Here is a 14,078-nt window from a genome sequence, read left to right as displayed (position 1 = left end):
CGCGCGCGGGGCGCCTGCTGGGCGCCCACGGGCGGGCGCGCCCTGTCGGCCCCCACGTCGGTCTCCTCCTGGTGGTCGCCGCGGGCCTCGACGATGTGGTCCATGCCGGCGGCCATCAGCAGGCCGCTCCGGCGGGTACGGTGCAGCAGCACCGCCCCGTGCTGCTCGGCGTCCTGCTCCACCGCCTCGAGCGGGTGTTCGAGGGCGGCCGCGACCCGCGGGTCGTCGGAGACCTTCACCTGCTCCTCGCCGGCTTCCAGACCGGACTGCACGGTGACGCGCACCTGCCGGTCGACCGCCTCCACCTCGTAGACGACGGCGGCGACCGAGCGCTGCGTGAACGAGACGAGCCGCCGGATCAGCTTGCCGTCGATGACGTTGACGACCGTCTGACCCTGCTCGGGGTAGCCGTAGCCGCCCTCCGGGTAGGGCAGCGGCCGCTCCTCGAAGAAGGAGTTGAGATAGGTGCCTGGGATGCCGTACGGCTCGCCCTCGTCGAGGTTGCCGCGCAGGCCGAGATAGCCGTTCGGCAGGGCGAAGACCGACTCGGTCTGTGCGAGCAGGTCCGGGTCCAGGCGGGTCTCCCGCACCTGCCACGGCTCGGCCGGGCAGATCTCCTCACTGATCATGCGGAGACGGTTGCCGGAAACGCCGCGCCTTCAGTACGAGTGGTGGTTCTGCCAGTAGGTCCAGGCGCCGCACGGCGACTTGTAGCGGCCCTTGATGTAGCCGAGTCCCCAGGTGATCTGAGTGGCCGCGTTGATCCGCCAATCCGCACCGGCCGAGGCCATCTTGGTGCCGGGGAAGGCCTGCGGGATGCCGTAGGCGCCGGAGTTCGGGTTCTCGGCCAGGTGGTTCCAGCCGCTCTCGTGATCCCACAGCCGGTCCAGGCAGCCGAACTCGGCGATCGCGAAGCCCTTCTTCAGCATGAGCGCGCAGCCGGTGGCGCGGTTGCCCTTGAACTCGCCGCAGGACTCCGGGATCTTGCCGGTGTAGGGCACCGATCCGGTCGGCTTCGCCTGTTCCGCGACCTTGTCCTTGCGCTTCTGCTCCAGTGCCCGAGCCTGCCCGGCCGCCACCTTGACCTGGCCGGCCGCCTTGACCGCCGCCTGCGCCTCGGCCTGCGCCCGGTACGCCCGGGCCGCGATGTTGCGGTTGTGCCGGTCCTTGAGCAGCGCGTCCTCGACCGCTGCCGCGCTCTGCGTCCGCGGCACGTCCCGCATGTCGCCGAGGTGGACACCGGCGGCCGCTCCAGCCACCAGGAGCGCCGCCGAGGCCACCCGCACACCGAACTTCACCATGCTGTGTATGACGGTCGCGCGGAGCTCCTTGTGTAGAACACCGGGCGCAGTTTTCCGCGCCCGGTGTTCCCTGTCAATGATCGTTGATCTCGATGGAGACGCGGTGCTCGCTGGACTTCCAGTTCGGCACCGGCATTGCACTGAAACCGCCACCACGCTGCCTTGACACGATCTTGACCGTGCCGAGCCGCTGCTGCGCCGCCGGGATGAACACGTCCATTCCGGTCATGAACGTCACCGCGAAGAACTCCGGCAACGGCGCGGTGAGGTCGGTCACGCCGTCGCTGCCGTCGTCGAAGACGAAGACGCCGATGACCCGCTTGTTCCGGGGCGCGTTCGCGCCGTTCAGGATGTTCCTACCGTTGATCCACAGTTCGTCACCCTGGTCGCCCCACCACTCCTTCTGCCGCTGGAAGGTCAGCGCGGTGTGCCGGTCGCTGGTGTCGACGAGCGCGCCGATGCCCTCACCGGGCCGGCTGGTCAGCAGCCGTACGAAGGAGTCCGACCGGAGGAACGGCTCGAAGTAGAAGTGATGGGTCGCCTGCCCGGTCCGGACCAGCGCGAACTCGTACCGCGCGTAGGGCAGGACCGGTAGCGGGCCGAATGAGCCGTCGGCTCGTACCGGCTGCACCCGGGCCGGCCGGCTGGTCAGGCGCCGCCCGGTCAGCGGGCTCACCGGGTACAGCTCGACGACCGCCTCACCCACCCCGGCGTTGCTGGGGAACAGCACCGCCCGGCCGGAGACCCGCACGTCACGTTGCGGCACGATGCTGGTGGTACGCGGCTCCCGGCCGTTCAGGAAGCGGTAGATCTCCCGGAACGACTCCTCCGACGACACGGTCTGGGTGTGCGACTGGTCGGGGAAGTGGACGTTCGTCGCGCCGGCCACCGTACGCGCCGGATCGCCCTCACCCCAGATTGCCAGGGTCGGCACGCCACCCGGCAGAGCGGCGGCCGGCCGCCCGTCGAGGTTGACGTAGTGCGCCACCCGCGCGGCACGGGCCGGCGAGCTGTTCAGGTAGCCCTGGGTCACGAAGGTGCCCAGCGAATGGGCGAGCAGGTCGACCCGGTCCGCGCCGCTGGCGGCCAGCAGCCGGGTGATCCGGGAGTCGAGGTCCGCGTAGACCGAGGTGATGATCGTGGCGATGTTGGGCGAGTCGTACTCGTGCGCCTCGATCACGTCGATCGGGTAGCCGTTGCTCGCCAGGCGCTTGGCCTGCGTGCGGAACTGCATCGCGGATCCGGCGCTGCCATGAATGAAGATGGCCGGGCGCGGTTCGGCGCCGGCCGGCACGGGCTCAGCGGCGGCCGGTGCGGCGAGTCCGGTGGCGGCGAGCGCCACCCCGGTGATCAGTGAGAGCACCCTTCGGCGAGTAATCCACATCGACCCTCCCGATTGACGACGGTAATTTTGCACTCGCAGTGTGGATACTGCCCGGGAGGTCTCCGTCGCACAACGCCGAGGGCGAATGTCGCTTAACATTGCCGCGTCTTTTCCGTGCGGCTGAAACGAGACGTCCATGCGGTGGTTGCGGTTCGGTCCGGCCAAGCGGCAGGTCCAGCAGGATCCGGTCCGGCAGCGGGAGCTGCTGCGTGAGGTCCGGCAGAACTTCGGCGCGCACGTGCAGACCCCGTTCGCCGATCAGGCCGAGGCGGTCGCCCGGCTGATCGCCGGCGACGACGGCCTCGCCGTGGCCGTCACCGTCCTCCGCGAGTTCGCCGACTCGGCCTACGCGCAGATGTACGCCCAGGCCGCCAACCTCCGGCTGGCCATCGACCGCACGAACTACCGACCGCTCTGGCAGACCGCCGGCACGCACCTGCAGTGGCCGCTGTTCGCCCTACCCTGCGGTCTGCACCCGTACATCCAGGTCACCGCCGCGGTCGAGGGTCTCGGCAGCCGGGCCCGCGAGGCCGTGCGGATCACCGACCCGGAGCCACTGCTCGACCAGGTCTTCGAAATCCTCGACCTGACCATCGACGGCTGGGAGTTCGGCCGTGTCCGGGTCGACATCGACGCCGCCACGCTCGCCACCCGCCTCATCGTCACCGCCCGCGAGCTGCGCGCCGCCATGGGCAACCCGCCGCCACTGCCGGTTCCGGTCCGCGAGCTGATGCGCCGCAACAACACCGTCACCGTCCTGGACGCCGCCGGCACCCGCGCGGCCGGCACCCTCAATCCCGGCAAGGAGATGCGGGAGAACCTGCTCGCCTGACTTCGCGCGTCGTTTTCCTTCAGTCCGGTTCCGGCCAGCCGATGTTCGCGACACTCGCCCCGAGGATCGCGCTGTCTACGGAAGGACGCCCCGCTATGACCAAACCCTCCGACCGTGGGGTTCCGGTACGCGGCGACATGTGGCGCCCGGAAGACGAGGTGCTCGACAGTGCCATCCGCAAGTCGATCGACGAGGCGCACCGCGGAGCGCCCGGCACCGGGGGCAGCCCGGTGCTGGTGGCCGGCGCGCTGGTGGTGATGGCCTTCGCGGTCGTCGTGGCGGCCGGCACCGGCAACCCGATGCTCGCGCTCACCGTCGCGGTCCTGGCCGCCGTCGCCGGTCTCGCCTACATCGGACTCAAGGCCGCGCCGCTGCGGGTGGACCGCCTCCAGATCCTCAGCATCATCGGCGGTCCGGGCAACCTGCCCGCCGGCTACGTGGTGCACCCGCTGGCGTGGCAGGCCGGCATGCAGGAGTACATGGCGCCCATCTCGGACCGGTACCTGCGGGCCGCGGTCCGGCTGTGCCGGGACTACCCGGGTTCGGTGTCGGACCTGCTGCGGCTGATCCGGCGGGCGGAGAAGCACTTCATCAACCACCACGACGGCCGGGAACCCACCGACGCGGAGCTGGCCAAGGTGGCGACGCGGATGATGGCGCCCGCGCTCACCTGACCGGTTCGCGGCTGCGCGACGGCGACTGAGTCACAGCAAGGGTTGCGGCAGCCGGCGGACGGTGTGCCCGGCGATCAGCTCCAGCTTGGCCCACGGCTCCCAGTCGCAGTCGAACACGATCTCGGACGGAGTCCACTGCGCGATGACCAGGTCGCCGTTGAACAGCAGCACCCCACGGCAGGTGTAGCGGGTGACGAGGTCGAGGACGGACCGGACCATGAGCTCGGTGTTGCGGGCATCCGTCATCTCGTCGGCCAGGTCGGAGAGGTGGAAGGTGGCGGTGATGCGGTGCTCGAAGCCGAACAGCTCCGCGAGCTTGCTCCACTCCGCGCTCCGCTCCTCGTCCGCGACACGGTGAGCCGTCACGTACATGCCGTGGCAGAACGCCGTCCCGCGATGACCGAAGTCCCCGCGGATCTCCGCCGTGAAGAACGCCTGCACCTCGGCGGTGTCGCAGTCGGCATCGCCGAGCAGGAGGTACTCGATGGCCATGGCGGGTGTCCCCCAGTCGGCCTTGCCGTCATCGGTGCCAGTCTATTGCGGTCCGGCCCGGACCGGCCCTGGGAGCGACGGCCCAAAAAATCTGTGCCGGAGGTACTAGATTTCTTGCTCGTCGGCGGTTAGGGTTTCTCTCGTTGACAGCAGAGATCGTTGAAGACGCAGACGATTGAGCCGAGCGTCAAGCAGGGCCCGGAAACACGTCGTGGCTCGCTCGGCCAGGCAAGTGGCAGGTAAGACCTTGACGTAGTTCCAGGTCAGGGCCACCAGGCGGGGCCAATGCAGGTTCAGGGCTCCGCCTGGTGAAAAGGTTCGCCGCACGTGTGCGGGGCCATGAAGTCGCGTGGGGCTCCGACAACGGCGAGTAACAGGATCAGTTTCGGTAAGCAGAGGAAAGGGAGGGCCCAAACACCGTTGGATCGCCCGCCACCCGACCGCGTTTGAGGTCCTGGGGCGGACACCGCAGTTCCCATCGAACGAGAGGTGGTCTCCGGTCACGCTTATGCGATCCTCGCACCCGAAGCCGTCAATGACGGCCGGTGCGGATACGACAACCCGACGAACCTGTCGGTAGATGGTGTTTCTGACCCGCAAACCCTGGGCCCCGGCGCTTCCGCGCCGGGGCCCTCGTCACGGAGGTGTAGATGACCCAATCCGACGACATGTTCGGCGACGAAGACTATCCCGCCTACACGATGGGCCGTGCCGCGGAAATCGTCGGCACTTCGCAGGAGTTCCTGCGCCGGCTCGATGAGGCGAAACTGTTCACCCCGTTCCGATCCGCCGGCGGGCACCGCCGCTACTCCCGCTACCAGTTGCGCCTCGCCGCGCGGGCCCGGGAGATGGTCGACCAGGGCACCGCCCTGGAATCCGCCTGCCGGATCATCATTCTCGAGGACCAACTCGAGGAAGCCCTCGAGCAGAACCGGAAACTCCAGCGCGAGAAATCAACGGACGCCGTCTGACCCCCGGCAAAGCCACGGTCCTTCTCCATCACGAGGGGGACCGTTCGTCGTACCGGGACACTCATCCCTTGAGGCCGGTATGCGCCAGGCCCTCGATGAACTGGCGCTGGGCGATCACGAAGACGATCAGCACCGGGATCGCGGTCATCGACGCCGCGGACAGCTGCACGTTCCACAACTGCCCCTGATAGGCGTCGGTGAACTGGGTCAGCGCCTGCGGCAGCGTGTACTTCTCCTGCGACGAGATGTAGACGACCGGCTCCAGGTACAGATTCCAGCTGTGCAGGAACGTGAAGATGGCGACCGCGCCCAGGGCCGGCCGGGCCAGCGGCAACGCGATCTTCCGGAAGATCGCCGGTCGGCCCAGGCCGTCCATCCGCGCCGCCTCCTCCAGCTCCCCGGGCAGGGTGATGAAGAACTGCCGCATGATGAACGTCGCGAGCACGCTCGGCGGCCCCAGCATCGGCACCAGGATCAGCGGCCAGTGGGTGTCCACCAGCCCCAGGCTGTTGAAGATCCGGAACAGCGGGACGATCGTCACTTCGCTCGGGATCAGCAGGCCGGTGAGCACGATCAGGAACAGCGCGTTCTGCCCGGGGAAGCGGATGCGCGCGAACGCGTACCCCGCCATGGCGGCCACCGCGAGCGTGCCGGCGGTGACCACCACGGCGATGTAGGCGCTGTTGAAGTACTGCTGGGCGAACGGCTGCATGGTGAACACCTGCCGCCACGGCTCCACCGTCCAGTCGGACGGCCACAGCGACGGCGAGAAGATCTCCGCGTTCGGCTTGAACGAGCTGGTGATCATCCACCAGGTCGGGAAGACGAAGGGCACGCAGAGGACGAGCAGCAGCCCGTACAGGAAGATCTTGCTTCTATGACTCATGGAAGACCCACCTCTTGCGCATCTGCCACTGGAGCACGGTGAGTGCCAGGACGATGAGGAACAGCAGGACGGACAGGGTGGCGCCGTAACCGAAGGCGTGGAACTGGAAGGCCTGCTGGTACAGGTAGTAGACGAGCACCGTGGTGGAGGTGCCCGGGCCGCCCTGGGTGAGGACGCTGATCTGCGCGAAGACCTGCAGTGAGCCGACCACGGTGATGATCGAGGTGAGCAGGATGGTCGGGCTGATCAGCGGCAGGGTGATGCGCCGGAAGACGGTCCAGGCCGACGCGCCGTCGGTGCGGGCGGCCTCGTAGAGCTCCTGCGGGACGCCCTGGAGGGCGGCGAGGAACAGCACCATGTTGAGGCCGACGTTCTTGAAGACCTGTACCACCACGACCGAGGCCATGGCGGTGCCGCCGGAGCGCAGCCAGTTCGGCCCGTCGACGCCGATCGCGTCGAGGAGGCCGTTGATGCCGCCGTTGTCCTGGAGCAGGAAGCCCCACACGATGGTCCAGGCCAGCAGCGACACCACGACCGGCGAGAAGAACAGCACCCGGAAGACCGTGGTGCCACGCAGCTTCTGGTTCAGCAGGACGGCGAGCAGCAGGGCCAGGGCGAGGTTGAACACGACCAGGCCGACGGAGAACAGGCCGGTGGCTCGCAGGACCGCCGGCACGTTCGGGTCGTCGGCGAGTTTGCGGTAGTTCTCGGCGCCGACGAAGGTGAACGTGTCGGCCAGGACGTTCCACTCGTGCAGGCTGTACCAGACCACCAGCACGAGCGGCAGGAAGACGAAGGCGACCGCTCCGGCCAGGGCCGGGGTGATGAAGAGATAGCCGGTGAGCTGGTCGCGGCGGCGGGTGGTCCAGAACGACCGCGGACCGGAGGGGGCGGACCGGGCCTTGGCGGCCCGGTCCATGACGACCGTCATTTGGCGAGCAGCGGCTGGATCGCCGTGCAGACACCACGCAGCACGCCGGGTACGTCGGCGCCCGGCTTCCACATCGGGTCGAGCGCCGAGCGGACCGCCTGGCTGATCTCGGCGCTACCGGTGTGGCTGGGCTTGACCACGCCGTTCGCGATGCCGTCGATCACCACATCCTGCAACTGCTCGGGCTTGAGCAGCGGGTTGGCCTTGGCCAGGGTGCCGGCGTTGAGCTGGGACTGCCGCGGCGGCGGGAAGAACTGGGCGAGCTTCTCGGAGTTGGCCGGGCTGGTGAAGAACTTGACGAACTCCTGCGCGGCGGCGGCGTTCTTGCCCTTCTTCAGTACGCCGAGCCCGCCCTGCCCGATCACCGAGTAGGCACCGCTGGGCCCGGCCGGCAGCGGCACCAGCGTCCAGCCGAACTTGCCGTCCTTCAGCAGGGAGGCCCGCGAGATCTGGGCGATGGTCATGGCCGACTCACCGGCGAAGAAGTCGGCGGCCACGCCGGGGGCGGGCAGCGCCTTGCCGGTGAAGATCGCCTTGTGCAGGAAGGTCATCGCGTCGACCATCGGCTGCTGGTCGAAGCCGCAGGTCTTGCCGTCGGCGGTCCAGGCCTCGGCACCCCAGCCGCGGAAGACGGTGGCCAGGTTGCTCCAGTCCTTGTAGTCGAAGTCGCGGATCACCAGGCCCTGCTTGCCGGTCTTGGCGGCGGTCGCGGCGGCTACGGCGACGGCGTTGTCCCAGGTCCATTTGTCGCCGGTGGGCAGGGTCTGCCCCGCCTGCCGCAGCATGTCGGTGTTGACGAATACGCCGAACGGCGAGGTGGAGAACGGGTAGCCCATGAGCTTGCCGTCCTGCTTCCACAGCGCGGTGGCGGCGGGCGCCAGGTCGGCGGTGTTCTCGATGCTGTCGTCAAGCGCGGTGAGCGCACCGGACGCGACGAAGTCGGGGGCGGAGCCTTCGAGGATCCAGGCGATGTCGGGTGCGTTGCCGCCGGCGATCTGGGTGGTGACCGTGGTGGTGTAGTTCTCCAGGGGCAGCGCCTCGAAGGTGACGGTGACGTCCGGCTCGGTCTTCCGGTAGTCGGCGGCGATCGCGTTGAAGAGCTCGACGTGGGCGGGGTTCGCCGACCAGGTGGTCATCCGCAGGGTGACCGGGCCGCCGGACTCGCTCTCGCCACCGCCGCCGCAGGCGGTCAACGCGCCGAGCAGGGCGATCGCGGCTATCGAAACGGTCTTTCGCATATCTCTCTTCAGATCCTTTCTCAGTAACCGCTGATGTCGGGCCAGCGCAGCTCGACGCCGTCGGCGCTCAGGTGGTCCTGGAACTCGGTGAGAAGGCCGGGGGTGTTGCGTACGGCTCGCGGGGACACGCCGCGGGTGACGCAGAAGGCGGCGAGCGCCCCGGCCACCTCTCCGGCGTTCCACTCGACCGGGTGCAGCCGGTACGAGCCGTTGGTGATGTGGGTGGTGCCGATGTTCTTGCCGGCCGCCAGCAGGTTCTCCACGCGTTGCGGGATCAGCGCGCCGAGCGGGATCTCGAACGGGCAGGAGGCGACGTCGATGTAGTTGTCGCCGCCGGTCGAGGGGTGCAGGTCGATGCGGTACATGCCGACACCGACCGAGTCCGGGTACGAGACGGCGCCCTTGTCACCGCGTACCGCCAGCGACAGATCCTGCTCGACGACGGTGTACTCGGCGCGGATGCGCCGGCCCTCACGGACGTACGGCGCCATGGCCAGCCCGTCGGCGCCGCCGGTGACGTCGCCACGCAGCCGCAGCCCGCGCCAGCCGGTGCCGCCGTCCGGCCGGGGAGCCTCGGTCTGCAGCCAGTAGAGCACCGAGAACGACAGCTCCCGGGCCGCGCGTTCGACAGCCGCCGGGTCTGGCACGTCGACGTACGGCTCCTCGAAGTAGTCGATCATCGGCCAGTTCACCAGGCAGATGTCGCTGGGGTAGAAGCCGTCGGTGAAGTTGCGGCGGGCGGCGATCCGGCGGAAGGTCCACAGGTTTCCGTCGCCGGGATTGACCCGCTGATCGGCGTTGACCAGCCAGGGATCGTCGTCGGGGTTGGGGGTGAACGAGCGGGTCGAGGTCTCCAGGGTTCGCGGGTTCGGCGTCTGCCAGGACAGCATCGGCGCGCCCCAGAACGGTGGCTGATAGGAACGCCAGAAGTCGTAGGTGGCGGGCCGGTCGATGGTGTGATCGCCGTCGAGATGGTCGATCGCGAAGCAGACCGAGAGCGCCTGCGTGTTCGCCGGGTCGCCGGTCTCGGGTGCGCTGGGCTCGCCGGTTTCGCCCTGCGACTCCGCGCCGGTCACGTACTCGGTGCCGGTCATCGGCAGCAGCTCGCCGGTCTCGGTCGCGTCCAGCACGTACGGCGCCGTCAGCACGACCTCCTCGCCGGAGTGCCGCACGATCACCGCGGTGACCCGATCGCCGTCGGTCCGCGCTCCGACCGGAACCGCCGGTTGCAGCACCGTGAGCCGCCCCGACCCGCGGTAGGGGGCCAGCATCGCCTCGATCACGGCCACCGCGACCCGCGGCTCGTGACACAGCCGGCTCACATGCCCGGCGCCCGGATTCAGATCCCGGGTGTTCCGCGCCCGATCGGTCAGCGGGTAGTGCGCACGGTAGTGGTCGCGGATCCCGTTGCGCAGCGCCCGATAGCTGGCGGTGACACCGAACATCTCCACCCAGCTGTGCTCGTCCGGCGGCACGGCCTGGCTGGTCAGCTGGCCGCCGAGCCACGCGTACTGCTCGGTCAGGAGCACCGAGCGCCCGGCCCGCAGCGCGGCCAGGGCCGCCGCCACCCCACCGAGCCCGCCACCGACGACCAGGACGTCGGCATGCAACTCACGCATTGGCCACCGCCAGCGTCGCCCCGGCCACCGGCTCGCACGGCAGCAAGCGCTGGGTCTCCCCACCGGTGCCATCCAAGATCGCGGACAGCACCTCCACCGCCTGCCAGCCCATCTCCCGGCGTGGAATCCGGTATCCGGTGAAGTCCAGGTCGGTACTGGCCGGCCGGGTGGGATCGCCAAGAGCAACCAAAGAAAGATCATCGGGTACGCGCAGAGCACGGCGACCCGCCTCCTCGGCGAGAACCGCCCCGTCTGCGAACTCCTCCACGAAAATCGCCGTCACCCCGTGTTCTCGCAGTTGGTCCATGACGTCCGCGGCCTCGGTGAACCGCACGTGCACGCCGGTGATCCCGGCTTCCCGGACGGCGGTCGTGAAGCCGCGCAGCCGGTCGGCGTGCGACTCGGCTCCCGCCCCCTCACCCACGTACGCGATCCGCCGGTGGCCGAGCTCGACCGCCTTGCGTACCTGCGCCACGGTCGCCGTCGGATAGTCGGCGCCGACATACGGCACCGGCCCGCCCGCGTCGTCGCGGCGGCCCACGCTCACGAACGGCTGCCCCTCGGCGATGAGCCGGGCCAGCTCGTCCGGGTCGAGCCAGCGACCGAGCAGTATGCAGCCGTCGGCCAGCCGCAGCCGGTTGTCCTGGTGAAAGATCCGCCGCCGGCCGTCGACGACCGGTGCGCTGGTGAACAGCAGCAGGTCGCAGCCGATGCGTTCGGCGCACTCCTCGATGCCGACCAGGAACGGGTGGTAGAAGTCGCCGAGCCCGGCCGGGAACACCGGCTCGTAGGTGAACACGCCGAGGAACCGGTTGCGCTGGTCGGCCAGGCGGCGGGCGATCGGATCGGCCACGTACCCGGTCTTGCGGATCGCCTGGAGCACCCGCTCCCGTGTCTCCGGCGCGATGCGGACCGCCGCGTCGTCGCGCTCGTTCAGCACGATCGAGACGGTGGTCTGGCTGACGCCGGTCATCCGGGCGATGTCCTGCTGCGTCACCCGTCTGTTGCTGGATGGCACGTTCGGGTCCCCTCTGTTACGGCGTTAATACGCATTAGCAAGCGGTGGAGCGATCGTGGGGCACCACATCGGCGCACGTCAAGGGCTCGGAGCGAGAAAGCCCAGTACTAATAGGTATTAGTACCTTGACCGGTGCGGTTAACAGTGGCGAAACTTCGATGCATCATCGGCGTCGAGCTGCGTAGAAGATCCCGGTTGGTCCGCTGCGTTGACGCATCCCCGCCCCGGACGGGCCGCCCGTCACGTTCCGTCACTTTCGTCGCCGCTCACGCGGATCCCGTACCCCTCGAAGGAGGCCGCTTCAATGGATCGCCGTTCTTTGCTTCGCGGCGCTGCCGCGCTCGGCGCGGCAGGCGTCGCCGGGCTCAGCGCACCGCGCGCCGCCCAGGCCGCCGGCCCAGCCGGTATGCCCACCTACACCTACCTGCGCGACGCGCTCAAGCTGCCGCTGAGCTACAACCCGACCGGCGAGTTCATCTTCCCGTGCGTCCGCGGCGTCTACGACAAGATCAGCGGAGCTCGCGGCCGCTACTACCTGTACTACGCCCCGCACGAGAAGCCCGGCGGCATCTGCGTGGCCTGGGCGGACTCCCTCGCCGGCCCGTTCACCTCGAACCCCGGCAACCCGATCATCGACAATGTCCTGCCCACCACGACCGTGTCGCACGTGTCCTCACCGCACGTCACCTGGGACGCCGCCACCCGCCAGTTCTTCCTCTACTACCACGGCGAGAACACCACGACGCGGGTCGCGCGCTCCGCCGACGGGATCAACTTCCGGGACGAAACACCCATTTTGAGTACGCGTCTCGTGCCCGGACTGACCGAGACCTCGTACGCCCGCGTCTTCGCCCACGGCGGCCGATACGTCATGGTCTACATGGGTGTGCTGTCCGGCCGCCGGCGCATCTACCACGGCTGGTCCCCGAACGGCTGGGACCAGTGGCAGTTCGCCCAGACCCCGCTGGTCAACCCCGAACCCGACGGCCTGACCGACATCTCCGGCCCGTCGCTGGTGGCCCGAAACGGAACGACGTACGTCGCCTACCACGGCAACGACGGCAAGATGCGCATCACCGAGGTGGGCAACGCCTTCGACCGCGAGAACCATCTGGGCGTCTTCTACTCCCCCGCTGCCAGCGACAACGGCCGCGCAGCCGCACCGTCGTTCGGTACCGACGGCGGCGTGCAGTACATGTTCTACGAGGCCGGGCCCCGGCTGAGCGCCCGCATCTGCATCGCCCGAGCCGCCTGATCTTGTTGCCCCGCGGCGCTACGTTGCCGGTATGGCATCCGCTTCCTACCCGCGCGCCATCGCGATGGCCGCCCTGCAAGCAGCGCTCACCAGCACCTGGATCGCGGCCCGGGAACTGTCACCGCCCCGGCGCCGCCTGGCCCGGCTCGGCATCGTCGCCGCCGTGGGCGGAGTCAGCTACCTGGCTTCGCCCCGTTCGGCCGACCCTGAACCCGAGCTCGTCGTCGGCGCCCGGCCGATGCTGGTCGCCGAGGGCGGGCCGGTGGTCGACCCGGACGCGTTCCCCGAGTTCGCCTTCGACAAGCGCAAGGCCGCACTGACCGCCGCCGTCCTGGGCGCCTCCGCGGCGGCGATGTTCGGCCGCCGGCAGGTGGAGAAGCGGTGGCTGGCCAGGCTCACCCGCAACGGCCATCCGCACCCGACGCGCGCTCTCGCGGTGCGGATGGCCGGGCTGGAGTTCGCAGGGCAGCTGGCGCTGCAACTCGCCGAAGCACGCAAGGCGGCGGCGCAGCGCTGATCCCGGCCAAACACTGCCGCCGCCGTCGGCCCAGCCCGGCGGGCACTGCCGCCGCCGTCGGCCCAGCCGCGCACCGTGGCCGCCGTCAGCCGCAGGCAGGTGGTGTTGGCCGCGCTACGGCTTCCGGGCCACTCCGCACGCCACAGCGAGAGCGCCGAGCTCGGCGGACTCGGGGTCGTGCCGCCACCGGGACGTGGTCACGACCCCCGGATCCAGTAGCTCCAGGCCGTCGAAGAAGCGGGCGAGCAGGGCCGGGCTGCGCAGACAGTACGGATCGCCGGCGTCCCCACGGATGCGGGCGCCCTCGACTCCCCGATCGTTGCCGTCCGTGCCGTCATTGATCACCAGGTAGCTTCCGGACGGCACCGCTGATATCAGCCGATCCACGATCGATCGGGCCTCGCCATCGTCCATCACGTTGCCGAGGATGCCCAGCATCATGACCGCCACCGGCTGGCTGAAGTCCAGCGTCCGAGCCGCCTCGGCGAGGATCTTCTCCGGGTCGCGCACGTCGGCGTTGATGAAGTCGGTGGCTCCCTCCGGGCTGCTGGTGAGCAAGGCCCGTGCATGGGTCAGGACCAGCGGATCGTTGTCGACATAGACGACCCGGGAATCGGCTGCGACCTTCTGCGCCACCTCGTGGGTGTTGTCGGCGGTGGGCAATCCGGTGCCGAGATCCAGGAACTGGCGGACACCGGCCTCGCCGGCGAGGAACCGCACCGCACGGCCCAGGAACGCACGGGACTCCCGCGCGATCAGCGCGATCTCCGGGTAGACGGACCTGACCTGCTCGCCCACGACCCGGTCGATCTCGAAGTTGTCCTTACCGCCCAGCCAGTAATTCCACACCCGCGCGCTGTGCGGTGTGCTGGCGTCGAGTTTGAGGCCGTGGTCGCCGCTCATCAAGGTACCCCTCGGTCACGCCGGTGCAGGGAAGTAAAGGGCAGCTTAGTCTCGATC

General features: G+C 69.2%; 14 protein-coding genes and 1 pseudogene. 5 read left to right on the top strand and 10 right to left on the bottom strand.

What is annotated here, in order from left to right; translation table 11 throughout:
- From I4J89_RS26285 to I4J89_RS26275, 3 genes and pseudogenes are all read right to left on the bottom strand, one after another.
- Nucleotides 1–629: pseudogene (locus I4J89_RS26285) on the bottom strand (family 65 glycosyl hydrolase); the annotation flags it as partial.
- 30 nt (nt 630–659) lie between these two features.
- The gene (locus I4J89_RS26280; RefSeq protein WP_196416751.1) at nt 660–1,301 is read right to left on the bottom strand and encodes an aggregation-promoting factor C-terminal-like domain-containing protein; all 642 of its coding nucleotides are present in this window, start codon (nt 1,299–1,301) and stop codon (nt 660–662) included.
- A 73-nt stretch (nt 1,302–1,374) separates the two neighbouring features.
- Nucleotides 1,375–2,664: an alpha/beta hydrolase gene (locus tag I4J89_RS26275; protein WP_309238486.1), complete on the bottom strand. Its 1,290-nt coding sequence runs from the start codon at nt 2,662–2,664 to the stop codon at nt 1,375–1,377.
- A gap of 157 nt (nt 2,665–2,821) precedes the next feature.
- Between I4J89_RS26275 and I4J89_RS26270 the strand changes: the two genes are divergently transcribed.
- Both I4J89_RS26270 and I4J89_RS26265 read left to right on the top strand, forming a co-directional pair.
- Nucleotides 2,822–3,517, top strand: coding sequence for a hypothetical protein (locus I4J89_RS26270; RefSeq protein WP_196416749.1), 696 nt, complete (start codon nt 2,822–2,824; stop codon nt 3,515–3,517).
- A gap of 95 nt (nt 3,518–3,612) precedes the next feature.
- Nucleotides 3,613–4,191, top strand: coding sequence for a hypothetical protein (locus I4J89_RS26265; protein ID WP_196416748.1), 579 nt, complete (start codon nt 3,613–3,615; stop codon nt 4,189–4,191).
- A gap of 30 nt (nt 4,192–4,221) precedes the next feature.
- Here I4J89_RS26265 and I4J89_RS26260 read toward each other — a convergent pair whose 3' ends face one another.
- Nucleotides 4,222–4,683, bottom strand: coding sequence for a SitI3 family protein (locus tag I4J89_RS26260; RefSeq protein ID WP_196416747.1), 462 nt, complete (start codon nt 4,681–4,683; stop codon nt 4,222–4,224).
- A gap of 650 nt (nt 4,684–5,333) precedes the next feature.
- Here I4J89_RS26260 and I4J89_RS26255 point away from each other — a divergent pair.
- Complete coding sequence (locus I4J89_RS26255; protein WP_196416746.1) at nt 5,334–5,654, top strand: MerR family transcriptional regulator; 321 nt, start codon at nt 5,334–5,336, stop codon at nt 5,652–5,654.
- 61 nt (nt 5,655–5,715) lie between these two features.
- Here the strand turns inward: I4J89_RS26255 and I4J89_RS26250 are convergent, their stop codons facing one another.
- Genes I4J89_RS26250 through I4J89_RS26230 form a run of 5 tightly spaced genes read right to left on the bottom strand, consistent with a single transcriptional unit; the run spans nt 5,716 to nt 11,325 of the window.
- Nucleotides 5,716–6,540, bottom strand: a complete 825-nt coding sequence (locus tag I4J89_RS26250; RefSeq protein WP_196416745.1) for a carbohydrate ABC transporter permease — start codon at nt 6,538–6,540, stop codon at nt 5,716–5,718.
- Nucleotides 6,530–7,471, bottom strand: coding sequence for a carbohydrate ABC transporter permease (locus I4J89_RS26245; RefSeq protein WP_230859618.1), 942 nt, complete (start codon nt 7,469–7,471; stop codon nt 6,530–6,532). Before I4J89_RS26245 ends, I4J89_RS26250 begins: the two co-directional genes overlap by 11 nt.
- Nucleotides 7,468–8,709 (bottom strand): ABC transporter substrate-binding protein, encoded by a 1,242-nt coding sequence (locus tag I4J89_RS26240; protein ID WP_196416744.1) that lies wholly within the window; start codon nt 8,707–8,709, stop codon nt 7,468–7,470. The genes I4J89_RS26245 and I4J89_RS26240 overlap by 4 nt, the downstream gene beginning before the upstream one ends.
- A gap of 20 nt (nt 8,710–8,729) precedes the next feature.
- Nucleotides 8,730–10,328, bottom strand: coding sequence for an FAD-dependent oxidoreductase (locus tag I4J89_RS26235; protein WP_196416743.1), 1,599 nt, complete (start codon nt 10,326–10,328; stop codon nt 8,730–8,732).
- Nucleotides 10,321–11,325 carry a LacI family DNA-binding transcriptional regulator gene (locus I4J89_RS26230; RefSeq protein ID WP_309238485.1) on the bottom strand — a complete coding sequence of 335 codons (1,005 nt, stop codon included), beginning with the start codon at nt 11,323–11,325 and terminating at the stop codon, nt 10,321–10,323. Before I4J89_RS26230 ends, I4J89_RS26235 begins: the two co-directional genes overlap by 8 nt.
- Nucleotides 11,326–11,650: 325 nt before the next feature.
- Between I4J89_RS26230 and I4J89_RS26225 the strand changes: the two genes are divergently transcribed.
- Both I4J89_RS26225 and I4J89_RS26220 read left to right on the top strand, forming a co-directional pair.
- Entirely contained in the window at nt 11,651–12,601 is a 951-nt protein-coding gene (locus I4J89_RS26225; protein ID WP_196416742.1) for a glycoside hydrolase family protein, read from the top strand.
- 31 nt (nt 12,602–12,632) lie between these two features.
- On the top strand, nt 12,633–13,118 hold the full coding sequence (locus I4J89_RS26220; RefSeq protein ID WP_196416741.1) for a hypothetical protein: 486 nt from the start codon (nt 12,633–12,635) through the stop codon (nt 13,116–13,118).
- A gap of 114 nt (nt 13,119–13,232) precedes the next feature.
- On the opposite strand, the gene I4J89_RS26215 is transcribed toward I4J89_RS26220, so the two are convergent.
- Nucleotides 13,233–14,021, bottom strand: coding sequence for an SAM-dependent methyltransferase (locus I4J89_RS26215; RefSeq protein ID WP_196416740.1), 789 nt, complete (start codon nt 14,019–14,021; stop codon nt 13,233–13,235).
- Nucleotides 14,022–14,078: the final 57 nt, after the last annotated feature.

The organism is Actinoplanes aureus (assembly GCF_015704865.1).
GTDB classification, from domain to species: Bacteria; Actinomycetota; Actinomycetes; order Mycobacteriales; family Micromonosporaceae; genus Actinoplanes; species Actinoplanes aureus.
The sequence above is the reverse complement of the archived record's forward strand: the minus strand, read 5'-3'. Positions and strand labels throughout refer to the sequence as shown.